Source organism: Pseudosulfitobacter sp. SM2401, from assembly GCF_042932805.1.
Classification (GTDB): Bacteria; Pseudomonadota; Alphaproteobacteria; order Rhodobacterales; family Rhodobacteraceae; genus Ascidiaceihabitans.
Genome location: NZ_CP170633.1, coordinates 3605758 through 3628985 on the forward strand (window position 1 = coordinate 3605758; position 23228 = coordinate 3628985).

19 protein-coding genes and 1 pseudogene are annotated in these 23228 nt (G+C 54.4%); 12 read left to right on the plus strand and 8 right to left on the minus strand.

Features of this window, described 5'->3' with window-relative positions:
- Positions 1-69 precede the first annotated feature (69 nt).
- The 3 genes from ACFIO0_RS17685 to ACFIO0_RS17695 are packed head-to-tail and all read right to left on the minus strand — an operon-like array spanning position 70 to position 2537.
- Positions 70-468, minus strand: a complete 399-nt coding sequence (locus tag ACFIO0_RS17685; protein WP_390911712.1) for an NUDIX domain-containing protein — start codon at positions 466-468, stop codon at positions 70-72.
- The gene (gene argJ / locus ACFIO0_RS17690; RefSeq protein ID WP_390911713.1) at positions 465-1691 is read right to left on the minus strand and encodes a bifunctional glutamate N-acetyltransferase/amino-acid acetyltransferase ArgJ; all 1227 of its coding nucleotides are present in this window, start codon (positions 1689-1691) and stop codon (positions 465-467) included. Before argJ ends, ACFIO0_RS17685 begins: the two co-directional genes overlap by 4 nt.
- A 6-nt stretch (positions 1692-1697) precedes the next feature.
- On the minus strand, positions 1698-2537 hold the full coding sequence (locus tag ACFIO0_RS17695; RefSeq protein WP_390911714.1) for a peptidylprolyl isomerase: 840 nt from the start codon (positions 2535-2537) through the stop codon (positions 1698-1700).
- Between the two features lie 186 nt (positions 2538-2723).
- Here ACFIO0_RS17695 and secA point away from each other — a divergent pair, with 186 nt between their 5' ends.
- From secA to ACFIO0_RS17710, 3 genes are all read left to right on the plus strand, one after another.
- Positions 2724-5420, plus strand: a complete 2697-nt coding sequence (gene secA, locus ACFIO0_RS17700) for a preprotein translocase subunit SecA (RefSeq protein ID WP_390911715.1) — start codon at positions 2724-2726, stop codon at positions 5418-5420.
- A gap of 120 nt (positions 5421-5540) precedes the next feature.
- Positions 5541-6539, plus strand: a complete 999-nt coding sequence (locus ACFIO0_RS17705; protein ID WP_390911716.1) for a hypothetical protein — start codon at positions 5541-5543, stop codon at positions 6537-6539.
- A 19-nt stretch (positions 6540-6558) separates the two neighbouring features.
- Positions 6559-8118, plus strand: coding sequence for a substrate-binding domain-containing protein (locus ACFIO0_RS17710; RefSeq protein WP_390911717.1), 1560 nt, complete (start codon positions 6559-6561; stop codon positions 8116-8118).
- Here the strand turns inward: ACFIO0_RS17710 and radC are convergent.
- The 3 genes from radC to dnaK form a co-directional block, all read right to left on the minus strand.
- Complete coding sequence (gene radC, locus ACFIO0_RS17715) at positions 8115-8885, minus strand: DNA repair protein RadC (protein ID WP_390911718.1); 771 nt, start codon at positions 8883-8885, stop codon at positions 8115-8117. The two genes, ACFIO0_RS17710 and radC, sit on opposite strands and share 4 nt — an antisense overlap.
- A 41-nt stretch (positions 8886-8926) precedes the next feature.
- Entirely contained in the window at positions 8927-10081 is a 1155-nt protein-coding gene (dnaJ, locus tag ACFIO0_RS17720) for a molecular chaperone DnaJ (protein WP_390911719.1), read from the minus strand.
- 78 nt (positions 10082-10159) lie between these two features.
- Positions 10160-12070, minus strand: coding sequence for a molecular chaperone DnaK (dnaK, locus tag ACFIO0_RS17725; RefSeq protein WP_390911720.1), 1911 nt, complete (start codon positions 12068-12070; stop codon positions 10160-10162).
- A gap of 189 nt (positions 12071-12259) precedes the next feature.
- On the opposite strand from dnaK, the gene ACFIO0_RS17730 reads away from it, so the two are divergent.
- Positions 12260-12862 carry an alpha-ketoglutarate-dependent dioxygenase AlkB gene (locus tag ACFIO0_RS17730; protein ID WP_390911721.1) on the plus strand — a complete coding sequence of 201 codons (603 nt, stop codon included), beginning with the start codon at positions 12260-12262 and terminating at the stop codon, positions 12860-12862.
- Here ACFIO0_RS17730 and ACFIO0_RS17735 read toward each other — a convergent pair.
- Together ACFIO0_RS17735 and ACFIO0_RS17740 are read right to left on the minus strand one after the other, a co-directional pair.
- Positions 12859-13464 (minus strand): SH3 domain-containing protein, encoded by a 606-nt coding sequence (locus ACFIO0_RS17735; RefSeq protein WP_390911722.1) that lies wholly within the window; start codon positions 13462-13464, stop codon positions 12859-12861. The two genes, ACFIO0_RS17730 and ACFIO0_RS17735, sit on opposite strands and share 4 nt — an antisense overlap.
- Positions 13461-14285, minus strand: a complete 825-nt coding sequence (locus ACFIO0_RS17740) for an ABC transporter permease (protein WP_390911723.1) — start codon at positions 14283-14285, stop codon at positions 13461-13463. The genes ACFIO0_RS17735 and ACFIO0_RS17740 overlap by 4 nt, the downstream gene beginning before the upstream one ends.
- A 130-nt stretch (positions 14286-14415) precedes the next feature.
- On the opposite strand from ACFIO0_RS17740, the gene cysQ reads away from it, so the two are divergent.
- The 8 genes and pseudogenes from cysQ (at position 14416) to ACFIO0_RS17780 (ending at position 23226) form a co-directional block, all read left to right on the plus strand.
- Complete coding sequence (gene cysQ, locus ACFIO0_RS17745; RefSeq protein WP_390911724.1) at positions 14416-15213, plus strand: 3'(2'),5'-bisphosphate nucleotidase CysQ; 798 nt, start codon at positions 14416-14418, stop codon at positions 15211-15213.
- Positions 15213-16013, plus strand: a complete 801-nt coding sequence (locus ACFIO0_RS17750; RefSeq protein WP_390911725.1) for a 3-deoxy-manno-octulosonate cytidylyltransferase — start codon at positions 15213-15215, stop codon at positions 16011-16013. Before cysQ ends, ACFIO0_RS17750 begins: the two co-directional genes overlap by 1 nt.
- Positions 16010-16660 (plus strand): annotated as a pseudogene (locus ACFIO0_RS17755) (glycosyltransferase family 2 protein); the annotation flags it as partial. The gene ACFIO0_RS17750 and the pseudogene ACFIO0_RS17755, both read left to right, overlap by 4 nt.
- Positions 16661-17386: 726 nt before the next feature.
- Positions 17387-18280 (plus strand): UTP--glucose-1-phosphate uridylyltransferase GalU, encoded by an 894-nt coding sequence (gene galU, locus ACFIO0_RS17760; RefSeq protein WP_390911726.1) that lies wholly within the window; start codon positions 17387-17389, stop codon positions 18278-18280.
- A 19-nt stretch (positions 18281-18299) separates the two neighbouring features.
- Complete coding sequence (gene galE / locus ACFIO0_RS17765) at positions 18300-19286, plus strand: UDP-glucose 4-epimerase GalE (protein ID WP_390911727.1); 987 nt, start codon at positions 18300-18302, stop codon at positions 19284-19286.
- A gap of 13 nt (positions 19287-19299) precedes the next feature.
- Positions 19300-20472 (plus strand): glycosyltransferase, encoded by a 1173-nt coding sequence (locus ACFIO0_RS17770; RefSeq protein ID WP_390911728.1) that lies wholly within the window; start codon positions 19300-19302, stop codon positions 20470-20472.
- 49 nt (positions 20473-20521) lie between these two features.
- Positions 20522-21532, plus strand: coding sequence for a glycosyltransferase family 2 protein (locus ACFIO0_RS17775; RefSeq protein ID WP_390911729.1), 1011 nt, complete (start codon positions 20522-20524; stop codon positions 21530-21532).
- Positions 21529-23226, plus strand: a complete 1698-nt coding sequence (locus ACFIO0_RS17780) for a beta-1,6-N-acetylglucosaminyltransferase (RefSeq protein WP_390911730.1) — start codon at positions 21529-21531, stop codon at positions 23224-23226. Before ACFIO0_RS17775 ends, ACFIO0_RS17780 begins: the two co-directional genes overlap by 4 nt.
- Positions 23227-23228 lie beyond the last annotated feature (2 nt).

The window sequence follows — 23228 nt, forward strand, 5'->3', positions numbered from 1 at the left end:
CTGTCAAGAAATCACAGGAACATTAGGCGCTCAAAAAGTTAACAAGGTCTAAAGGAAGCGTTTCGAGCGCTACAGCCAATCGCGTAAAATTGGAATTAACGGGATGTCAGCTGCTGGCATCGGATAGTCGCGCATCGCTTTGGGGAACACCCACTTTAGCACTTGGTTCTCACGGGCGATTGGCGTGCCCTCCCATTTGCGGCAGGCAAACAGGGGCATGAGCAGATGAAAATCATCGTAGGTATGGCTGGCAAAGGTCAACGGCGCGAGGCAGGATTGCCAGGTGTTTATGCCCAACTCTTCTTCGAGTTCCCGGATCAAAGCGACTTCGGGGGTTTCGCCAGCTTCAACTTTGCCACCCGGAAATTCCCACAAACCGGCCATGGATTTACCCGCTGGGCGTTGGGCCAGCAGCACGCGCCCGTCCACGTCGATCAAGGCAACGGCAGACACCAAAACGGTCTTCATGATCGGTAGTCCGCGTTGATTTCGATGTAGCCGTGGGTCAGATCACAGGTCCAAACGGTTGCAGCGCCCATGCCCATGCCCAGATCGACGCCGATTTCAATCTCGTCGTGTTTCATCAATGCGGCGGCGTCTGCTTCGACATACGTCGGGCTGACCCAACCGTTTTCGGCCACGACCACATCGCCAAACTTGATCGAGATCAGATCACGATCTGCCAGTGCGCCTGACTTGCCAATGGCCATCACGATGCGCCCCCAGTTTGGATCTTCGCCCGCGATCGCAGTTTTGACCAAGGGTGAATTCGCAATCGCCAATGCGTGGGTCCGGGCGGTTGCGTCGTCGCTGGCACCGCTGACAGAAATTTCGACGAACTTGGTCGCGCCTTCGCCGTCGCGCACGACTTGATGCGCGAGGTTCAGCATGACGGAGTGCAGCCCGTTGGCAAATCCGTCGTCACCCTCAGCGTTCACGCCAGATGCACCGGTCGCGGCCATCAACAACGTGTCCGAGGTCGAGGTGTCGCTGTCGACCGTGATGCAATTGAACGTCTTGTCAGACAGGTCCGACACCAACGATTGCAGCGCGTTTTGTTCAAACACCGCATCGGTGAAAATGTAGACCAACATCGTCGCCATATCGGGCGCGATCATGCCGGAGCCTTTGGCGATGCCGACGATGTTGACCGCCCTACCGTCAATCACGATCCGCTGGCTGGCACCTTTGGCGTAGGTATCAGTTGTCATGATGGCTTGGGCGGCATCGGAAACGGCGCCGGATGACTGTGATTTGTTCAGCGCCTCTAACTGTGCGGTCACGCGGTCGTGCGGCAAAGGTTCGCCAATGACGCCAGTGGATGACGTGAACACGCGGCCCTGCGGCACATCGCAAACTGACGACACAGCAGCAGTGATGGCATCGACAGATGCTTGGCCGTTGCGCCCCGTAAATGCGTTGGCATTGCCCGAATTCACGAGGATCGCAGCGGGTGTGTCGCTGCCGCCGCCCAGCTTGGCCTGACAGTCCAGAACAGGGGCCGCGCGGGTTGTGGATTTGGTAAACACGCCGGCAATCGTCGTGCTAGCCGTTAGCTTGGCCAGCATCACATCGGTGCGCCCGGAATAGCGCACGCCCGCCTCAACGGTGGCAAAGGTAACGCCGTTCACAACGGGTAGGTCAGGAAAGCGCGCTGGCGCAAGCGGAGAGCGGTTCGGCGTGCTTCCCATTGTTGCTTACTCGACCAATTTGAGGTTTTTCAGGATCGCAGGGTCGATACCTTCGCTGTCGGCCCTTTCTACGGTAGCACCTGCAATGACGGCCTCGATTGTTGTGGTGGCAACGGTTCCTTCGATTTCTGTGACCAGATCTGCGCGTACTTCATCCAGCGTTGGCAAGTCAGCTTCGCGGCTTTCGTTGCGTTTGACGACGTGCCAACCAAATTGGGTTTTCACAGGGGCCGAAATGCTGCCGTCTTCCAACTCAAGCACTGCGGCCTCAAAGGCTGGAACCATCGCGCCTTTGCCAAACCACCCAAGCGATCCTCCGCCGGGACCAGACGGGCCTGTGGATTTTTCGCGCGCGAGGGCTGCGAAATCTTGACCGCCCTCGAGGGCTTCGACCAGCGCCAACGCTTCTTCTTCGGTTTCGACCAAAATATGCGAGGCGTTAAATTCTGTTTCCGCTTTGACGTCTGAATAACGCTCGTCGTAGGCGCTTTGGACAATTTCAGGAGTGATCGCATTGGCAAGTGCGGCATCAAGGCGTTCGCCTGCTTTAAGAGACCGCGTTTCATTTTCGATGGAGATCGCAACACGTGCTGGCAGGTCGCCTTCATAGCTGTCGGCAAGCGCTGATTGTTGGATCAACTGGTCCAAAATGCCTGTAAACAAGACTTCGTCGGGCAATTCTTGGTATTGCTGGGGCAATGACGCGCGCGCCACGATCATGTGACCGATCGTGATTTCGGTGCCGTTTACGGTTGCAACGACAGTGCTGGCGTCTTGGGCCTTGGCAGGCATGGCAAGGGTCACGGCCAGCCCAAGAGCGGCCACAAAGCTGAGAGGTTTTTGCATCGTTTGATCCTATGGATAAGGTCACGGCATGGCGTAACATTGACACGGTTAAACGCGGCCCTTACATCGCCCTATGGGCGCCGCTCGGAACGTTTCTGACATTCTATCTATGGGCTGCGCACCAGTCGGGCAAGAGCGGACAGGCCACTTGCTGGCAAACACAATAAACCATCGGCTGGAGATCGCATGCTCGGTATCAAAACACTCGCCAAAAAGGTCTTTGGCACACCTAATGACCGCAAGGTCAAAGCGGTGCGCCCGCTGGTCGAAAAGATCAACGCACTGGAACCCGAGTTCGAAAAACTAAGCGATGAAGGTCTGATCGAGAAGACCGAAGAATTCCGCAAACGCGCGATTGGGGGCGAAAGCCTTGATAGCCTTTTGCCCGAAGCATTCGCCAACTGCCGCGAAGGGGCCCGCCGTGCGCTGGGCCTGCGCGCCTTTGACGTGCAACTGATGGGCGGGATTTTCCTGCACAACGGCAACGTCGCTGAAATGAAAACCGGCGAAGGCAAGACACTGGTTGCGACCTTTCCTGCCTACCTGAACGCCCTGACAGGTGACGGTGTTCACGTCGTCACGGTCAACGAATACCTTGTGCAGCGCGACGCAGAATGGATGGCCAACGTCTTTGGCGCTTTGGGTCTGACAACCGGTTATGTTGTCGCCAACATGCCCGAGGACGCCAAGCGCGCCGCCTATGATTGCGACATCACCTACGCGACCAACAACGAGTTGGGTTTTGATTATCTGCGCGACAATATGAAGGCCGAGTTGTCGCAGATCTTCCAAAAGAAACACAACTTTGCGATCGTGGATGAAGTCGATTCAATCCTGATCGACGAGGCGCGTACGCCACTGGTTATTTCTGGTCCTGCCGAGGATCGCTCTGAGATGTACCAAGTTATCGACGCGCTGATCCCGTCTGTCCAAGACGACCATTTCGAGCTGGACGAAAAAACCCGCAACGTGACGTTCACCGATGACGGCAACGAGTTTCTTGAGGAACAGTTGCGCGCACGTGGTTTGCTTGAGGGTGACGCCAGCCTTTACGATCCGGAATCCACCTCGATCGTGCACCACGTCAACCAGGGTCTGCGCGCCCACAAGTTGTTCACCAAGGACAAGGACTACATTGTTCGCGACGGTGAGGTCATGCTGATCGACGAATTCACCGGCCGTATGATGACCGGTCGTCGTTTGGGTGACGGCCTGCACCAAGCGATTGAGGCCAAAGAAGGCGTGAACATCATGCCGGAAAACACGACGCTGGCCTCTGTGACCTACCAAAACTATTTCCGCCTGTATTCAAAACTGGCAGGCATGACTGGTACGGCCTCGACCGAAGCCGAAGAATTCCAGCAAATTTACGGTCTGGGTGTGATCGAAGTACCCACCAACCGCGACATTTCGCGTGTTGATGAAGACGATCAAGTGTTCCGCACGGGCCGCGAAAAATACGAAGCGATGATCGAAGAGATCAAAGCGGCGCATAAAAAAGAGCAACCCGTTCTGGTTGGCACGACATCCATCGAGAAATCCGAAATGTTCAGCCAAATGCTGACAGCGGCGGGCATCCAGCACAACGTTTTGAACGCACGCCAGCACGAGCAAGAAGCACAGATTATTGGCGATGCAGGCAAACTGGGTGCGGTCACCATCGCGACCAACATGGCCGGTCGTGGCACCGATATTCAGCTGGGTGGCAACGCCGAGATGAAGGTGCTGCAAGCGATCACTGCTGACCCAGAAGCTGACCCAGAAGCCATCCGTGCGCGGATCGAGGCCGAAACTATTGATGAGAAGAAACGTGTTCTTGCGGCGGGCGGCTTGTTCGTTCTGGCCTCTGAACGTCACGAAAGCCGTCGCATCGACAACCAGTTGCGCGGTCGCTCTGGCCGTCAGGGTGATCCGGGCCGCACGTCATTCTACCTAAGCCTCGAAGATGACCTGATGCGTATTTTCGGATCAGAGCGTTTGGAAAAAGTCCTTACGACTTTGGGTTTGGAAGAAGGCGAAGCGATCGTTCACCCTTGGGTCAACAAATCGCTGGAACGTGCGCAAGCCAAGGTCGAAGGTCGTAACTTTGACATCCGCAAACAGCTGTTGAAATTCGATGACGTGATGAACGACCAGCGCAAAGTGATCTTTGCCCAGCGTCGCGAAATCATGGAATCCGCGGATCTGTCCGAAGTCACAATCGACATGCGCACCGAAGTGATCGACGATCTGGTCGACACCTACATGCCGGCCGGGTCTTACGCGGACCAGTGGAACACCGAAGGCCTGTACGCTGCGGTGATCGAAGAGTTGGGCATCGACGTGCCGGTCATGGAATGGTGCGAAGAAGAAGGCGTCGACGACGAACAAATCCGCGAACGTTTGATGGCGGCAACGGACGAAGTGATGGCGGGTAAGACCGAAGCCTTTGGTCCGGAAAACATGCGCATGATCGAAAAGCAGCTGTTGTTGCAGACGATCGACGCCAAATGGCGCGAGCATCTTTTGACGCTTGAGCATTTGCGCTCCGTTGTTGGCTTTCGTGGCTATGCGCAGCGTGATCCGTTGAACGAATACAAAAACGAATCATTCCAGTTGTTCGAAACCATGCTTGATTCCCTGCGCGAAGATGTGACCAAGAAATTGGCGCAAATTCGCCCCATGAATGAAGAAGAACAGCAGGCGATGGCTGAGCAAATGGCGATAGAACAGGCCGCCCGCGAGGCCGCGATGGCACCTTCTGCACCCGCGCCTACAGCCGAAGCAGTGGCGGCTGGATTTGTCGAAAATGATCCATCTACATGGGGAAACCCTGGGCGCAACAACCCGTGTCCGTGTGGGTCTGGTGAAAAGTTCAAGCACTGCCACGGGCGTCTTACCTAAACTCTGGTCACGGCAAGGTTGTCTCAATCTTGCCGTAATGACTCCTCCAAGCGGTCACAACTCGGCCCTTTTTCCCTGCCAAACACCTTTCTGAGCTAATCCGCCAGAAGGGACAGGATCATGTTAAAGACCAGAGAGATGTTGACCGCTGCGGGTACGCTTGCGTGTGCGGTTGGCATCGGATTCATCATGCAAAGTGGTGACACCGCCAAGCAACGCTACAGCGATGTTGCGACGGCAAACGCACCCGCTGAAATCCCGCCGTCCATTGTTGATGCGCATATTGCGTCGGCTGCAGGGACGCTGTTGGAAGTGCAGGATATCACGCTGACATCGGCACAAACCGATACGTCCGATGTGATTGTGACGCCTGAAACCGGTGTTCAACTTTCCTCTGCGAGCGCGTTGGTGACACCGAAATTGGATACGCCGGTTCCTGCCGCCTCTTGCGAGATTTCAGCCGCGGCTACGGCATCCAAAGGTGCGATGATTGATGTAGAACTGGCGGCACCTTGCATGCCAAATGAACACGTCACAGTCCATCACAACGGCATCATGTTCTCGCAATCCACTGCCCTAGACGGCAGCCTTAGCGTGTCTGTGCCTGCCATGGCAAAAGAGGCCGTGGTGATTTTTGCATTCCCGAACGGCGAAGGTGCCGTTGCCCAAGTGTCGGTTCCTGATTTGGGCCAATACGACCGCACGGCAATCCAGTGGAAAGGCGACACAGGCTTTGAAATGCACGCCCGCGAATTTGGGGCAGATTACGGTCAGGAAGGTCACGTTTGGGCCGGCGCGACACGCGATGTGGCAGCGGTTGATTCCGCACAAGGGTTTCTAACGCGCCTTGGAAATAAATCAGCTTTGGCACCATTGATGGCAGAAGTTTATACCTTTCCAACAGCGATGGGGACCCAAGATGGCATTATCGATCTAAGCGTCGAAGCCGAAGTGACATTGATGAATTGTGGCCTCGAAATCGAAGCGCAGTCACTCGAATTGCAGGGCGGACAGGTCAAAACCCAAGATTTGACCCTTGCCGTGCCGGAATGTGACGCAAAAGGTAGCTTTCTGGTGTTGAATAATTTGGTCCAAGACCTGACAGTCGCCAGCAACTAAAGCTGCGATAGGATCAGTTATGACCTTGAAACGAGCGGCGGCCTTCGCCGCTCTTTTTCTTTTTACGCTAACGGGTTTTGCCCAAGCGCAAGACGTGACGCTAACGTCGCCTGATGGTCAGGTGGAACTTAGCGGCACCCTTTTGGGATTTGATGGTGAATTCTACCGGCTGGAAACCGTCTACGGTGAATTGACCGTCGATGGATCAGGCGTGAACTGCGAAGGACCTGCATGCCCGAATCTACAAGATTTCGTTGCCGAATTGTCCATCTCAGGCTCTGCTACGATGGGGTCGGTATTGATGCCGGCGCTGATCGAAGGATTTGCCCTGCGTCACGGGTTTCGCACCGAACGTACGTCAATCGGACCGACCCGTTTCACCTATAGCTTGTTCAACGAAAGCAGCGGAAAACTGGCGGCGGAATTTCAGTTTCGCGTGACCAATACAGACGAAGGATTTGCGGACCTGCTCGCCAATGAGGCGGACATCGTGATGGCGTTGCGTGAAATCAGACCGGGCGAACGCCAACGTGCCCGCGAGGCTGGCATGGGCGACATGACCCAAGCAAACCGCAGTCGCGTTTTGTCATTGGACGCGGTTGTGCCGATCGTGTCGGCGTCCAATCCCGTACGCTCGATTTCACCGCGCCAACTGGCCGAGGTGTTTGCAGGACGTATCACAAATTGGGTCGATTTGGGAGGGCCTGATGCACCGATCGATTTGCACATGCTGGGGGCAGATACGGGTCTTGGCCAGGCGGTCGAAGATCAGGTTTTGAAGCCGGTGAATCTGTCGCTTTCTGATACGGTTTTACATCATGCGCGGGGTGCCGATCTTGCGCAAACCGTTTCCAAACATCCGTTTGCGATTGGGATCGCCAGCTATGCGGAAACAGGAAATGCGCAAGTTTTGACGCTAAAGGGGACATGTGGTTTTTCTTTGCAGGCCGCCCGTCGCACGATCAAAACCGAAGATTACCCCCTGACTGCGCCAATGTTTTTGTACATTCCAGCGCGGCGTTTGCCCAAAGTCGGGCGTGATTTTCTTGGGTACACGCGTGGTCCTTCGGCGCAAATTCTAATTCGGCGTGCGGGGTTCGTGGACCAAGCGCCCGAAGAGGTTTCAATCGCGGATCAAGGCAACCGATTTGCCAACGCGATCACAACAGCGGGGCCAGAAATTTCCCTTGAAGAATTGCAGCGTATGACCAGAACGTTGACCGGTATGGCACGCCTGACAACATCGTTTCGTTTTGAAGCAGGATCAATCCGGTTAGACGCGCAATCGCGTTCCAATGTGCAGCAACTGGCGCGTGCGTTAGAAATCGGAAAATACGATGCGCGGCGTATTTTGTTTGTAGGATTCAGCGACGGGGATGGCGCCGCAAAGGCCAATCGCGACATTGCCCTGCGCCGTGCAGAAGCCGTTCAACGTGCCGTTATTGCAGCCGCAGAAACGGCGAACTTGGATCGCTTGTCGTTGGGTGTCGATGCGTTTGGTGAAGCGTTGCCAATGGCTTGCGATGACAGCGAATGGGGTCGCCAAGCCAATCGCCGCGTCGAGGTTTGGGTGCGTTAAAGATAGCCGTCCGCGCGAAAGCTCAGTTCGCAAGATTTTCCGATGATCAGATGGTCGTGCAGGGTTAGGTTTAAGGCCTGACAGGCTGCAAGGATTTGGGTTGTCATATCAATATCTTGCTGCGACGGTGTTGGGTCACCTGAGGGGTGATTGTGCACCAAAATTATCGCACTGGCGTTCAGTTCTAAGGCACGTTTGGCTACTTCACGCGGATAAACCGGAACGTGATCGACCGTGCCTTTGGCTTGTTCCTCATCCGCGATCAGGGTGTTTTTTCTGTCCAGATACAGCACGCGAAACTGTTCTGTTTCGCGGTGGGCCATGGTCGTGTGGCAGTAGTCCACCAATGCATCCCAACTGGTCAAAACTGGTTTGTGCATCACTTTCGCGCGCATCATGCGGTGGGCCGCGGCCTCGACGATTTTTAGCTCTGTTACGACAGCGTCGCCGACACCTTTGATGCTTTTCAAACGTGCGATTGGCGCTGTAATAACACGGTTAAAATCGCCAAACGTGTCCATCAAAGTGTGGGCCAATGGCTTTACGTCGCGCCGGGGAATTGCGCGGAATAGCACGAGTTCCAGCAACTCATAGTCAGGAAGTGCGTTTGCGCCGCCGTCCATAAATCTGCTCCGCAATCGGCTACGATGGTCAGCAATGTAGGACGGGATTTTTCCAGAGGGCAGCGGCACTGACCGCGCCTCGTCCATCTGGAAAAGGCTGCCCATTTCGGCAAATGCGTGGGGGGAATTTGGAGACTGTGTCATACACACAGCCTCGCAAATCACAGTTACAGAAAGGTTAAGGTTTAACCCTTCATAGAATCCCAAAAGGATTTCACAGAAGAGAAAAAGCTGCTGCTTTCCGGGTTATTTTCTGACGACAGTTCGTCAAATTCCTTAAGCAGTTCTTTTTGGCGCGAGGTCAAGTTCACCGGCGTTTCGACTGCCAGTTCGATGAACATATCCCCGGCTGAGCCGCCACGTAGGGCAGGCATGCCCTTGCTGCGTAGACGCATTTGACGGCCGGATTGGCTGCCGGACGGGATCTGCACACGGCCACGGCCACCGTCGATTGTCGGCACTTCGATGCTGCCTCCCAAGGCTGCGGTGCTCATGGAAACGGGAACGCGGCAGAACAGGTTGACGCCGTCGCGCTCGAACAACTCGTGATCTGACACTTCGATGAAGATGTACAAATCACCTGCCGGTCCGCCGCGCATGCCTGCTTCGCCTTCGCCGGCAAGGCGAATGCGTGTCCCGGTTTCGACGCCAGCAGGGATGTTCACTGACAGTGCGCGTTCCTTTTCGACGCGGCCTGCGCCACCACAAGATTTGCAGGGGTTGTTGATGATTTGACCAAGGCCGGAACACGTCGGGCAGGTGCGTTCAACCGTGAAGAAACCCTGCTGCGCGCGGACTTTTCCCATGCCAGAACATGTCGGGCAGGTTGATGGTTCTGCACCACCTTCAGCGCCGGATCCGTTGCAGGGATCGCACGAAATTGACGTTGGTACGTTGATCTGTTTTTGCAAACCGCTAAATGCGTCCTCAAGCGAGACATGCAAGTTGTAGCGCAAGTCAGACCCGCGCGCGGCGCGTCGTCCGCCGCCACCACGTTGCCCTGCAAAATCGCCAAACAGGTCGTCAAAAATGTCAGAGAACGCGCTGCCAAAGTCGCCTTGACCCTGACCGCCGCCAAATCCGCCGCCTTGTCGTCCGCCGCCGCCCATTCCGCCTTCAAATGCGGCGTGGCCGTAGCGGTCGTAGGCCGCTTTTTTCTCGGCGTCTTTTAAGACTTCATGCGCCTCATTTGCCTCTTTGAACTGCTCTTCGGCTTTTGGATTGTCCGCGTTGCGGTCAGGGTGCAGTTCTTTGGCCTTGGTGCGATACCCTTTTTTGATCTCGTCAGCAGATGCGCCTTTAGAGATGCCAAGCACGTCGTAATAGTCACGTTTTGCCATGGATCGAATTCCTTGTTGAAACGTCAAAGGCCGGTCCGGCTAAAACGGACCGGCCCATTGAGCGGTTTCTGTAGACGCTTACGTGCGCTTGTCGTCGTCCAGATCTTCGAACTCGGCATCCAGGATGTCATCATCCATGCCTTCGTCCGCGCCTGTTGGCTCCGACGCGCCTTCGCCTTCGTCTGCAGCAGCTTTGTAGATCGCTTCACCCAGTTTCATGGCTGCTTCGGTCACGTTCTGGATGCCAGATTTGATCTTGTCCGCGTTTTCGGTTTCCAGCTCGTCATTCAGCGCAGCAATGGCCAATTCGATCGCTTCGACAGTTGTCGGATCGACTTTGTCTTTGTGCTCTTCCAGCGATTTCTCGGTGGAGTGGATGAGGCTTTCGGCCTGGTTTTTCGCTTCGATCAGCTCTTTGCGTTCTTTGTCCGCCTCGGCATTGTCTTCGGCATCCTGAACCATTTGTTCGATGTCTGAATCGGACAGGCCGCCTGACGCTTGGATCGTGATCTTTTGCTCTTTCATCGTGCCTTTATCGAGCGCGCCGACGGCCACGATGCCGTTGGCATCGATGTCAAAGGTCACTTCGATTTGTGGCATGCCGCGTGGTGCTGGCGGGATGCTTTCGAGGTTGAAGGCGCCCAGAATTTTGTTGTCTGCAGCCATTTCGCGTTCGCCTTGGAACACGCGGATGGTCACAGCGTTCTGGTTGTCTTCGGCTGTCGAAAAGATCTGGCTTTTCTTTGTCGGGATCGTTGTGTTGCGGTCGATCAAACGTGTGAACACGCCGCCCAAAGTTTCGATGCCCAGCGACAATGGTGTTACGTCCAGCAGAACCACGTCTTTGACGTCGCCTTGCAAAACGCCGGCTTGGATTGCGGCACCAAGGGCGACAACTTCGTCCGGGTTCACACCTTTATGAGGCTCTTTGCCAAAGAATTTGGTCACTTCTTCGATGACTTTTGGCATGCGCGTCATACCACCAACCAACACGACTTCGTCGATGTCTTTGGCGGAAAGGCCTGCGTCTTTCAACGCAGCAGCGCATGGTTTCATCGAGGCTTTGATCAGATCGCCAACAAGGCTTTCCAGTTTTGCACGCGTCAATTTCATGACCATGTGCAGCGGCTGGCCGGTAGAACCCATCGAGATAAACGGTTGGTTGATCTCTGTTTGGTTCGCGGAAGACAGTTCGATCTTGGCTTTTTCAGCAGCTTCTTTAAGACGCTGCAGGGCCATTTTGTCTTGGGTCAGATCGACGGAGTGTTCTTTTTTGAACTGATCGGCAAGGTAGTTGACGATGCGCATGTCAAAGTCTTCACCACCAAGGAACGTGTCGCCGTTGGTGGATTTAACTTCGAACAGACCGTCGTCGATTTCCAGGATCGTGACATCGAATGTACCGCCACCAAGGTCATAGACCGCGATGGTTTGGGTTTCTTTTTTGTCCAGACCGTAGGCCAAAGCCGCGGCAGTTGGTTCGTTGATAATACGCAGCACTTCGAGGCCAGCGATTTTGCCGGCGTCTTTGGTGGCTTGGCGCTGTGCGTCGTTAAAATACGCAGGCACGGTGATGACCGCTTGGGTTACGTCTTCGCCAAGATAGCTTTCCGCTGTCTCTTTCATCTTGCCCAGGATGAAGGCAGAGATTTGAGCCGGCGAATATTTCTCGCCTTTGGCTTCGACCCACGCGTCACCGTTGCCGCCGTCAATCACGTTGAACGGCAGGTTCTTTTTGTCTTTGGCCAGATCTGCGTCGTCATTGCGACGACCGACAAGACGCTTAACACCAAAGATTGTGTTTTCAGGGTTTGTCACCGCTTGGCGTTTTGCAGGCTGACCTACAAGACGTTCATTGTCGGTGAAGGCCACAATGGATGGCGTTGTGCGCGCGCCTTCTGCGTTTTCGATAACGCGAGGCTGACTGCCGTCCATAATAGCAATACAAGAGTTGGTTGTTCCGAGGTCAATACCAATGACTTTGGCCATATTTTCGATCCCTTTTCATAACATAAGGCGATGTGACGAGATGCAGACCCGTTACGGCATCTGCGCCCCGATGGATTGATGCGCAAGAGATAGGTTCTGCGCGGTTCGGAGCGTATATAAGGACCACATATGCACCCTGCAAGCGGTCTAGGTGTGGGAAATGGAGGAATCTTTGGGAAAGAGGTGGATATGTCGGTTTTAACCTTGCGTGGTTTCGAAATTCACAAGGATTTCTTAACGTCTGAGGCGCAATCAGCGGTGTTGGAGGCTGTGCGCAGTGTTGCCATGGCGGCACCTGTGTTTTCGCCAATGACGCCGTACGGGAAACCGATGAGCGTTCGGATGACGTCGGCCGGTAAATACGGGTGGTTTTCCGACCGCACAGGGTATCGCTATGTGTCGCACCACCCCGGTGGGGCGAAATGGCCCGCGATTCCCGCACCCATTTTGGATATTTGGAACGCGGTCGCAGGGGTTGATCGTGCACCTGATTGCTGCTTGATCAATTTTTATGGCGAAGGGGCCCGCATGGGTATGCACCAAGACAAGGACGAAGCTAATTTTAGCTGGCCTGTGGTGTCCGTGTCGTTAGGTGACGATGGCTTGTTTCGGATCGGCAACACAGAACGTGGCGGCAAGACAGAGTCGATCTGGCTGACGTCCGGTGATGTAGTGGTGATGGGCGGTGATGCCCGTCTTACCCATCACGGAGTCGACAAGATCAGGTTTGGATCCTCTCGATTGCTGCCCAAAGGTGGGCGGATCAATCTGACGCTGCGGGTCGTGGATTAGCGTTGAAGCGTGCAACAGCCTGCAAGGTTTGGACCGCCTGTCAGAGACAAATCAATCGATAGGCCATACAGATTGTCAGACATGCCATCCGAGCAGATTTTGTGCGTCATCAACGCGTCAAATTTGCGGACCCTGCCATTTTCACCCTGAATTTTACCCGCATAGGCAAAGGTTCTTGGCATGACAGTTGTGGTCATGAGTGTTTCTAGGTCTGTAACCTTGCCTTTGCTTTCGGGCGAGGACCATTCGCTGGCCACGCCAGTTTCGTCCAGTATCAAGCCCCAAAACGGCTCTGTTCCAAAGCAACTGGCAAAGAATGGAGCCGTGTCGGACAGCGGTGTCAGGTAGCGTACTGCGGCCCAACCGACGCGTTCATTGACGTTGACCTGCCCCCATTTTCCATCGTCGCTGAGTGTGACAACTTCGACGCCAGATGCGTTGTACACAAATGCGCCAAGTAGCTCAGCCTGAGCGTTTGGTTCGGAGCGAATGTTTAGGACATCATCGGCTGCTACGCCGATCACGGCATATAATTTAGGAAAATCCGACGCCGCAGCGAAGCCGCCCCAGAAAATGCAAACAACAGCAAAAAGGTATTTCATCGACGTGCCCCCCAGCTGAGCGATGCATGACGGCGTGTATAAAATTCGCCCATAAGCCCCAGCATAATCAAAATCAGACCCACATAAAACGCATATTCCCACGTACTATAACGCGGGTTGTAGTTGATAAACGCAAAACCGCGCGCCTGATCGATGCAGTGAAACAGCGGGTTCCAATCAAACATCGCTAGCATAAAGCCGGGCAGCGTGTTGGCGACAAACATCTTGCCGGACGCAATCATATTCGCGCGCTGGTACAGGGTGGTGAAAACGCTGACAGCTGTTGGGAACCACGGTTTGATCGCAAGCAAAACCAGACCCAATGCGACGCCGGTGAACCACGCGATCAACAGCATGCCGAACGCCTCAATCGGGCGATCGATTTCAAGCGGGACAAAGGCGACGTGGTAGATGAACAAGATCATGAACAGCGACAGCACCTGAACATACAGCGCACCGATGGCGGCCGACGCAATCGAGATAATTGTGTTCATCGGCGCGTGCTGCATCATCGGGCTTGCTGGCCCTTCGGACCCAACAACAGCACCCAGCGATTTGGTGTGCGTCATGTACAAAAAGATGCCGGACATAATGTAGATCAGAAAATCGCCACGGATCGCCGCACCACGCAGCCCAAGAATCGAAAACATCACGTAAAACGCCATCACGAAAATGACGACCTGCAACATGTTCATCGCAATGGCCAGAAACGCATTGTTGTGCGTCTTGCGCACCGATCGCACGATGGAATGGTAGATCAGCTCTAGAATAGAAAGAGCGGATGCAAAGCCACCTTGCGGTTTGCGGACAGGTTGAAACATATGAGCTGCCTTACGCCTAGCGCGATGTGCGCACGTTAAAATCGCACGGAATTCTTGCCGTTCCGTTATCAGCGCAGCATAAGTGACAACAAAGCGCATTTCAACAAATGCGATGAGCAGGAGAGCAATTGTGAACTACGAAGACTTGGTACCGGTGATCCGAAAACTGGCATTGCAGGCAGGCGACAAGATCATGGAAATCTATGACGCTGATGATTTCGACGTGAAATTGAAATCCGACGACAGCCCGGTCACGGCTGCGGATGAAGCTGCGGATGCGATCATTTCTGAAGGCCTGCGCGCAGCATTCCCCGACATGATGCTGGTCACCGAGGAACAATCTGACACACACACCGCATCTGGCGACACGTTCTTGATCGTTGATCCACTTGATGGCACCAAAGAATTCATCCACCGCCGTGGCGATTTCACAGTCAACATCGCGTTGGTCGAGGGCGGCAAACCGACGCGCGGCGTGGTCTATGCACCTGCTAAAAACCGGATGTTCTTTACCCTGGCTGACGGTCAATCGGTTGAGGAAACAGGCGATCTGGACAAGGATAAAATGGGCGCGATTTCCCCGATCAATGTGTCGGACGCGGACAACAGCGCCCTGATGGTTGTGGCGTCAAAATCGCACCGTGATCAGGCAACCGATGATTACATCGGCAAGTACAACGTCAAGGACATGAAAAGCGCCGGATCGTCGTTGAAATTCTGCCTTATCGCAACGGGCGAAGCTGACGTTTACCCACGGGTCGGGCGCACGATGGAATGGGACACAGCCGCAGGTCACGCCGTACTTTTGGGCGCAGGTGGCGACGTGGTCCGGTTCGACGATCACACGCCGCTCAAGTACGGAAAAGCCGATTTTGCCAACCCGTTTTTCATCGCCTACGCGCCGTCGGTCGAACTGAAGCCTGCCTAGTGTCAGTCCTGATCGTCATCCCCGCGCGCTACGCATCGACCCGCTACCCAGCGAAACCTTTGGCACTGCTTAAGGGCGCGTCGGGCGTTTCGCGGTCCTTGATCGAACGGTCTTGGCGCGCGGCCTGCGAGGTCCGAGGCGTCGACCGCGTGGTGGTGGCCACAGACGACGATCGTATCCGCGAAGCCGCAGAAGCATTCGGTGCAGAGGTCGTGATGACCTCGGTCGATTGCGCAAACGGGACTGAACGCTGCGCCGAGGCACACGCGAATTTGGGTGGCAACTACGAGATCGTCGTGAACCTGCAAGGCGACGCACCCTTGACGCCACATTGGTTTGTCGAGGATCTGGTCACTGGCCTGCGCGCCGCCCCTGATCAAGACATCGCAACGCCGATTTTGCGCTGTGACGGGGCAACGTTAAACGGGTTTCTAGAGGACCGCAAAGCCGGTCGTGTTGGTGGCACAACTGCCGTTTTTGACGCGAATTTGCGGGCGATGTATTTCTCGAAAGAAGTTGTGCCATTTACGTCAAAAACATACTCTAACACGGATGAAACGCCGGTTTTCCATCATGTCGGGGTGTATGCGTATCGCCCAAAACCGTTGGCGGATTATCGGTCGTGGCCCGTTGGCCCGCTAGAGATGCTTGAGGGGTTAGAACAACTTCGGTTTATGGAAAACGGGCGGGCTGTCAGATGCGTAGAAGTCGAGGCAAAAGGCCGTCAGTTTTGGGAGCTTAACAACCCCGAAGACGTTCCAAAAATCGAAGCGATGATGGCCAAGATGGGTCTGGAATGATCCCCCCATCGGCCAAGGTTTCGGTAAGTGTTGTGGTCGTAAGCCGCGACCGACCGATGGCTTTGAAACGCTGTGTGACGGGTTTGTCCCAGCTGCAATATTCCAATTTTGAAATCGTTGTTGTGGCTGACCCTGCTGGAATTAACGCCTTGGATGACATCAAGGATTTGATCAAAACGATCACGTTCGATGAGCCCAATATTTCCGCCGCGCGCAACACAGGCATCAACGTCGCCGCTGGCGAAGTCATCGCGTTCATCGACGATGATGCCGTGCCGGAACCGACGTGGTTGACGTATCTGACGCAGCCGTTTGAGAATGCCAAAGTCGGTGCAGCGGGCGGGTTTGTACGAGGTCGCAACGGTATCAGTTTTCAATGGAAAGCGCGGGTGCTGGATGCCCAAGGACAGGCGAGCGACCTGGCCGTAGACGAAACCCAAACCACGATCCTGACACCGCAACCAGAGACCGCGATCAAAACCGAAGGCACCAACATGGCAGTGCGCCGTGACGTGCTGGTGGACCTCGGCGGTTTTGATCCTGCCTACACGTTTTACTTGGACGAAACCGACCTGAATATGCGCCTGTCTGCTGCGGGCCATTTGACCGCGATTGCGCCGCTTGCGCAGGTCCACCACGGGTTTGCTGCCAGTGTGCGACGCCGCGTTGACCGTGTGCCGACGGACCTGTTTGATATCGGGGCCAGTTGGGCCGTGTTTCAACGCAAATACATAGCACAAGAGCATCGTGATGATCACTGGCAACGCCAACTTCGATCCGAACGTCGCCGTGTGCTGACCCACATGATCGCCGGCGGATTGGAACCGCGACAGGTACGTTATTTGATGCACCGACTTCGTGAAGGCTACAGCGATGGGCAATCACGCGAACTGGCCAAGGGCGGACTTTCGTCCCATGCTTCAGACGCTTTTAAGAAGTTCCACGTTAAGCCACGCACCAGCACGTTCGAAGTCGTAGGGATTCGCGGCCGAAAAGCCGCCCTTGAGCAGGCAAAGTTTAGGGTGAAAAGTAAGGAAATTCTCACCTTGATGATCCTGTCACCGACGGCTTTATACCACCATGTTCGGTTCCATGTTGATGGCTATTGGGAACAACGCGGTGGTCTCTTTGGAAAGGCTGAACGCTCGGATAAGGCGTTCAAACTGAGCACAAAAACGAGGCGCCGAAAACAAGAGATGTCGCGGATTCATGCCATTCGAGGGCTAAGTGACGAAAAATGACTACCGGCTACACCAATTGCGTGTAATTTGGCGAAAATGGGCTTTTCGGACGTGCTTTGTCCAAAATCCTATGCGAAAATGAATAAAACATCGCCTGCTTTGTACAGAGCGGTCAATACATGAGGACAAGGTATGCGTAAGAAAGTCACAAAAGCCATCTTTCCGGTGGCAGGGTTGGGCACGCGGTTTTTACCAGCGACAAAATCAGTCCCCAAAGAGATCATGACTTTGGTCGATCGCCCCCTGATTCAATACGCCATCGACGAAGCGCGTGCGGCAGGCATCAAGGAATTCATCTTTGTGACCTCGCGCGGTAAAGGTGCGCTTGAGGACTATTTCGACCACGCCCCGAACCTTGAGCAAGAGTTGCGCAAGAAGGGTAAAGACGAACTTCTCGAAATTCTAAAAGACACAAACATGGACAGTGGCGCGATCGCGTACATGCGCCAACACAAAGCGCTGGGCCTTGGTCACGCGGTTTGGTGCGCCCGTCGTTTGATCCACAACGAACCGTTTGCGGTGATTCTGCCAGACGATGTGATTGCGGCTGAAACGCCCTGCTTGCAGCAGATGGTCGAAGCCTACGAGGAAACTGGCGGCAATATGGTCGCTGCGATGGAAGTCGCGCCCGAGAAAACCTCGTCTTATGGCGTTTTGGATGTGTCCGAAGACATGGGTGCAATGGTCCGTGTTAAAGGTATGGTTGAAAAGCCACCTGCCGCAGAAGCGCCGTCAAACCTGGCCGTGATTGGCCGCTATATTTTGTCACCGTCTGTGATGGGCAACCTGAACAAGCTGAAATCCGGTGCGGGTGGAGAAATCCAGCTGACGGACGGAATTGCTGCAGAAATCGCGCAAGATAACCCGGTTTACGGTTTCCGTTTCCGTGGTCAGCGTTTTGATTGCGGATCCAAGTCGGGCTTTTTGCAAGCGACTGTTGCCTTTGGTTTGGCACGTGAAGAATTGCGCGACGACCTGTTGGGGTATATTACTGACGTTGTTGGACAGCAAAAAGCGGCTGAATAAACCGCAACAGGGGTACTAAATGGGGCAGAATGTTCTGGTCACGGGTGGGGCGGGCTATATCGGCTCGCACGCTTGTAAGGCGTTGAAAACTGCCGGGTTTGTGCCCGTTACATTTGACAATTTGGTGACAGGTTGGAAAGAGGCCGTGAAATTCGGCCCCTTTGCGCAAGGCGATTTGCTAGACCGCGCCCGTTTGGACAAAGTATTTGCCGAATTTCAACCCGTTGCAGTGATGCATTTTGCAGCGCTTAGTCAGGTCGGCGAAAGCATGTCCGAGCCGGGCAAATACTGGCGCAACAACGTGTCCGGATCGCTAAACCTGATCGAAGCGGCGGTGGGTGCCGGTTGCAAAAACTTCGTATTTTCAAGTACCTGCGCGACGTACGGCGATCAAGACAACGTGGTGCTCGACGAAAACTCGGCGCAATTCCCGATCAACGCATACGGCGCATCCAAGCGCGCCATCGAAGACATTCTGCGCGATTTCGAGGTTTCGGATGGCCTGCGTCACGTGATCTTCCGTTACTTTAACGTGGCTGGTGCGGATCCAGACGGCGAGGTCGGTGAATTCCACCAACCCGAGACACATTTGATCCCGCTGATGTTGGACGCGATTGATGGTAAACGCGATGCGCTTACCATTTTTGGTACGGATTACGACACGCCGGACGGCACCTGCATTCGCGACTACGTGCATGTTTGCGATTTGGTGGACGCGCATGTTTTGGGGCTGAAATGGCTACAAGACGACAAGGACAGCCGCGTGTTTAACCTTGGCACCGGCAGCGGTTTTTCTGTGCGCGAGGTCATCGATCATTCGCGTAACGTGACCAACCGGGTAGTGCCGTTTAAAGAGGGCGCGCGTCGTGCCGGCGATTGTACGAAACTGGTGTCGGGTTCCAGCCGCGCCGTTTCCGAGCTAGGGTGGAACCCCGCGCGATCAACGCTGCAAACCATGATCGCAGATGCATGGAGATGGCACCAAACTGGACACTACTCTGAATAAGCCCCCTGCTCGTGTGATTGATATCACCCGCTTGATCCGCCGCGCGGGTCGGGTACTGACAGGCGTGGATCGGGTCGAAATGGCGTATGTGCGCGCGCTGATCGCCCAAGATTGTCCCGTGTTTGCCTTGGCTCGTACGCCGTTTGGGTATGTGCTGCTGGATCAATCTGGCTTGATCGAGATGGAACAGCGGCTCAGCGGCAAAAGCCCATTCTTTCGCCCTGATTTGTTGTCTGTTATGCAGCGCAAACTTAGCGTGATCGAACGCAGCGCACAGGCTGATTTACGCAGGCTGTCGATGGCAAGGTGTCTGCCGAATAGGCTGATTTCGATGCTGAGGCAGCACGTTCCCAATGGCGCGTCCTACGTTAATGTTGGTCATAGCAATTTGACGTCGCGGGTTTTGCAATCGGCGAAAACTGCGCTGGGCGGACCTATCGCTGTGATGATCCACGATGTAATTCCGCTGGATTTCCCGCAATTCCAGCGTGCGGGCACAGTTGACGTGTTCCGTGAAAAATTGCGTCGCACCCAAACATTTGCCGATGTTGTGATCTACAATTCCGCGGATACACAGGTGCGTAGCGAGAGGCACATGCGCGCTTGGGGGGCGGTGCCGCGTGGTATTGTTGCGCATTTGGCAACAGACTTGCCGCAGCCGAATCCTGAATTCGTCTGCCCACATGCCCCGTATTTTGTCTGTATTGGCACAATTGAACCCCGCAAGAATCACGCGTTCCTTTTGGATATCTGGCAGGAAATGGGTGTTGATGCCCCGCATTTGCACATTTGTGGCGGGCGCGGTTGGAACAACAAAAACGTGTTTGATCGCCTTGATGCTTTGCCCGCTGACACCAAGATTATTGAACACAACAACATGAACGATGCCGACATGGCGGCCCTCTTGAATGGCTCAAACGGATTGCTGTTTCCGTCCTTTGCCGAAGGGTTTGGGCTGCCTCCAATTGAGGCCGCGTGCCTGAACGTGCCAATTGTGTGCAACCCATTGGAGGTATTGCGGGAAACCTTGGGCGATATTCCCGTTTACGCAGGCGTTTCAGACAGCTATCTGTGGATAAATACGATTAAAGAGTTGGCACAAGCCAGCCCTGAGGCGCGCGGATCGGGAACATACAAATCCACTACTTGGGGCGACCATTTCAAGGTCGCGTTAAGGATGTTCTGATAAAGCTGCTATAAGGGATGGGCAACACCGACAAAGTAAGGGCAGAAATTTGGGTGCTTGGCAGTCATATCGACTGAGGCTTCAACGCAAGCGATGGCGCATCCGTGCGGTTCGTAAACGTCGGGAATTGGGTCGCGTGGCAGATCGTACTTCGCAGATTCGCGAAGAAGATATTTTGCTGTTCTCGACCCTGCGCAACGAAAAGATTCGGCTGCCGTATTTCCTGAATTACTACCGTGACCAAGGGGTCAATCATTTCCTAATCGTGGACAATGACAGCACTGATGGTTCGGCCGAGTATTTGGCGGACCAGCCTGACGTATCTGTTTGGCGCACGAGTGCCAGTTACAAGCGGTCCCGTTTTGGTGTGGATTGGCTGAATTGGTTGCAGTTGAAATACGCGCATGGCCATTGGGCGCTGACCGTCGATCCAGATGAATTTCTAGTCTATCCATTTTGCGATACGCGTCCTTTGCGGGCGCTGACCGACTGGCTGGATGCGTCCAACATCAAATCCTTTAGTGCAATGTTGTTGGACATGTATCCAAAGGGTCGATTGGATGAACAACCCTACCAATCAGGGCAGGATCCGATTGAGATCGCCAGTTGGTTTGACAGCGGTAACTACAATCTGTCCCGCAACAAGCGGTTTGGGAATCTGTGGATCCAAGGTGGGCCGCGCGCCCGTGTGTTCTTTGCCGATGCGCCGGAAAAGGCACCAGCGTTGAACAAAATCCCCCTCGTGAAATGGGACCGCAAGTACACGTATGTCAGTTCGACGCACATGTTGCTGCCGCGCGGTTTGAACTTGGTCTATGATGAATGGGGCGGCGAAAAAGCCAGCGGCGTGTTGCTGCACGCAAAATTTATCGACACGTTCACGGTCAAGGCGCAAGAAGAACTAAGTCGAGGGCAACACTATTCCGCGTCCGTCGAATACAAGGCCTACGCCGAGAGCCTGAAAGACGACCCAGAACTGTGGTGCAAATGGTCCGAAAAATACATCAACTGGCGCCAGCTTGAGATTTTAGGCCTTATGTCTAAAGGAAACTGGGCATGAGCGTCGGGATCGTCATGTTGGTGCACACGGCCCTTGACCGCGCTGAACAAGCCGCGCGTCACTGGGCGGCAGGCGGTTGCCCCGTTGTCATCCATTGCGACAAATTGGTGGACAACAAAACCTACAACGCATTTGTGACATCTCTGTCTGACGTTCCGAATGTTGAATTTTCGACCCGATATCGCTGCGAATGGGGCACTTGGGGCATTGTCGCAGCCACGCAGGTCGCATCTGAAATGATGCTGAACCAGTTTCCTTTTGTGCGTCATGTCTATCTCGCGTCTGGATCTTGCTTGCCCTTGCGGCCCGTCGAAGAATTGGTCGAATACCTTGAGGAACGACCGCGCACGGATTTCATCGAAAGCGCAACAACAGCCGATGTGCCCTGGACCGTTGGTGGCTTGGATCATGAACGCTTTACCTTGCGCTTTCCATTTTCATGGAAACGGAGCCGTTTTTGGTTCGATCGCTACGTTCAATTTCAACGCACATTACGTCTGAAACGCAAAATTCCCAATGGCGTGATTCCACACATGGGCAGCCAGTGGTGGTGTCTGACACGGCAAACATTGTCGGCAATTTTACAAGATCCGGATCGACCAGATTACGACAAATATTTTAAGCAGGTCTGGATCCCCGACGAGAGCTATTTCCAGACATTGTCGCGGCAGTATTCCACGAATGTGGAAAGCCGGTCGCTTACGCTGAGCAAGTTTGATTTTCAGGGCAAACCGCACATCTTTTACGACGATCACCTGCAACTACTGCGTCGTTCAGATTGCTTTGTGGCACGCAAAATTTGGCCACATGCGGATCGTCTGTACGAAGCATTCCTGACCGATATGGCGGGCGCGATGAAACGGACCGAACCCAATCCGGGTAAAATTGACCGTATTTTTGCCAAAGCAGTAGAGCGTCGCACACGCGGCCGGCCGGGCCTGTACATGCAAAGCCGCTTTCCCAATGAAGATTGGGAAAATGGCGTGACGGCTGCGCCATATTGCGTTTTCCACGGATTTTCCGAGTTGTTTGTAAATTTCGAATCTTGGTTAACCAAAGCGACAGGCGCACGTGTTCACGGCCATCTTTTTGCGCCTGACCGAGCTCATTTTGCGGACGGCCACGAAACCATCCACGGCGCCATGAGCGATAGCGCGATTTCGCGTAACTATAATCCAGGCGCGTTCTTGACCAACTTGATCTGGAACACGCGCGGCGAACGTCAGTGTTTTCAATTTGGGCCTGCGGACAATCAAAAGATTAACTGGCGGATATCCAAAGACCACAACGCACAGATTTCCGTGATCAGCGGCGCTTGGGCTGTGCCGTTGTTCAAATCAAATTTGAATTTTATCGATATCCGTAAAATGGCGGCTGAACTGCAAAAGATCGAAAACGATCACCTCAAAGTGTTGCGATCACCCTTTGCCAAAGCAAGAGTGCGCATTTGGAGCATGGCTGAGTTCATCGAGGCACCTATGGAACCGTTGCAAGGTATTCTGGACGAGATCGGACCGACCCAATCGCGCCGCCTGTCCGAGGTTCCAAAGATGGAGGACCTTGCTGGTTTTGGCCAATTCCTGCAAAATCTAAAAAATCAAGGTATGCATCCGCATTTGATGGGCGATTTTCCTGTCGATCGTGGGACTGAAACCACAAACAAGCCGCCGCGCAAACCCTATTTGGTACAATGAAT

Bases quoted from the DNA above. Each gene is read 5' to 3' on its own strand.
- ACFIO0_RS17685 (WP_390911712.1), bottom strand. From the start codon at position 468: ATGAAGACCGTTTTGGTGTCTGCCGTTGCCTTGATCGACGTGGACGGG.
- argJ (WP_390911713.1), bottom strand. From the start codon at position 1,691: ATGGGAAGCACGCCGAACCGCTCTCCGCTTGCGCCAGCGCGCTTTCCT.
- ACFIO0_RS17705 (WP_390911716.1), top strand. From the start codon at position 5,541: ATGTTAAAGACCAGAGAGATGTTGACCGCTGCGGGTACGCTTGCGTGT.
- ACFIO0_RS17710 (WP_390911717.1), top strand. From the start codon at position 6,559: ATGACCTTGAAACGAGCGGCGGCCTTCGCCGCTCTTTTTCTTTTTACG.
- dnaK (WP_390911720.1), bottom strand. From the start codon at position 12,070: ATGGCCAAAGTCATTGGTATTGACCTCGGAACAACCAACTCTTGTATT.
- ACFIO0_RS17730 (WP_390911721.1), top strand. From the start codon at position 12,260: ATGTCGGTTTTAACCTTGCGTGGTTTCGAAATTCACAAGGATTTCTTA.
- ACFIO0_RS17740 (WP_390911723.1), bottom strand. From the start codon at position 14,285: ATGTTTCAACCTGTCCGCAAACCGCAAGGTGGCTTTGCATCCGCTCTT.
- ACFIO0_RS17780 (WP_390911730.1), top strand. From the start codon at position 21,529: ATGAGCGTCGGGATCGTCATGTTGGTGCACACGGCCCTTGACCGCGCT.
- ACFIO0_RS17735 (WP_390911722.1), bottom strand. From the start codon at position 13,464: ATGAAATACCTTTTTGCTGTTGTTTGCATTTTCTGGGGCGGCTTCGCT.
- secA (WP_390911715.1), top strand. From the start codon at position 2,724: ATGCTCGGTATCAAAACACTCGCCAAAAAGGTCTTTGGCACACCTAAT.
- radC (WP_390911718.1), bottom strand. From the start codon at position 8,885: ATGACACAGTCTCCAAATTCCCCCCACGCATTTGCCGAAATGGGCAGC.
- galU (WP_390911726.1), top strand. From the start codon at position 17,387: ATGCGTAAGAAAGTCACAAAAGCCATCTTTCCGGTGGCAGGGTTGGGC.
- galE (WP_390911727.1), top strand. From the start codon at position 18,300: ATGGGGCAGAATGTTCTGGTCACGGGTGGGGCGGGCTATATCGGCTCG.
- ACFIO0_RS17695 (WP_390911714.1), bottom strand. From the start codon at position 2,537: ATGCAAAAACCTCTCAGCTTTGTGGCCGCTCTTGGGCTGGCCGTGACC.
- dnaJ (WP_390911719.1), bottom strand. From the start codon at position 10,081: ATGGCAAAACGTGACTATTACGACGTGCTTGGCATCTCTAAAGGCGCA.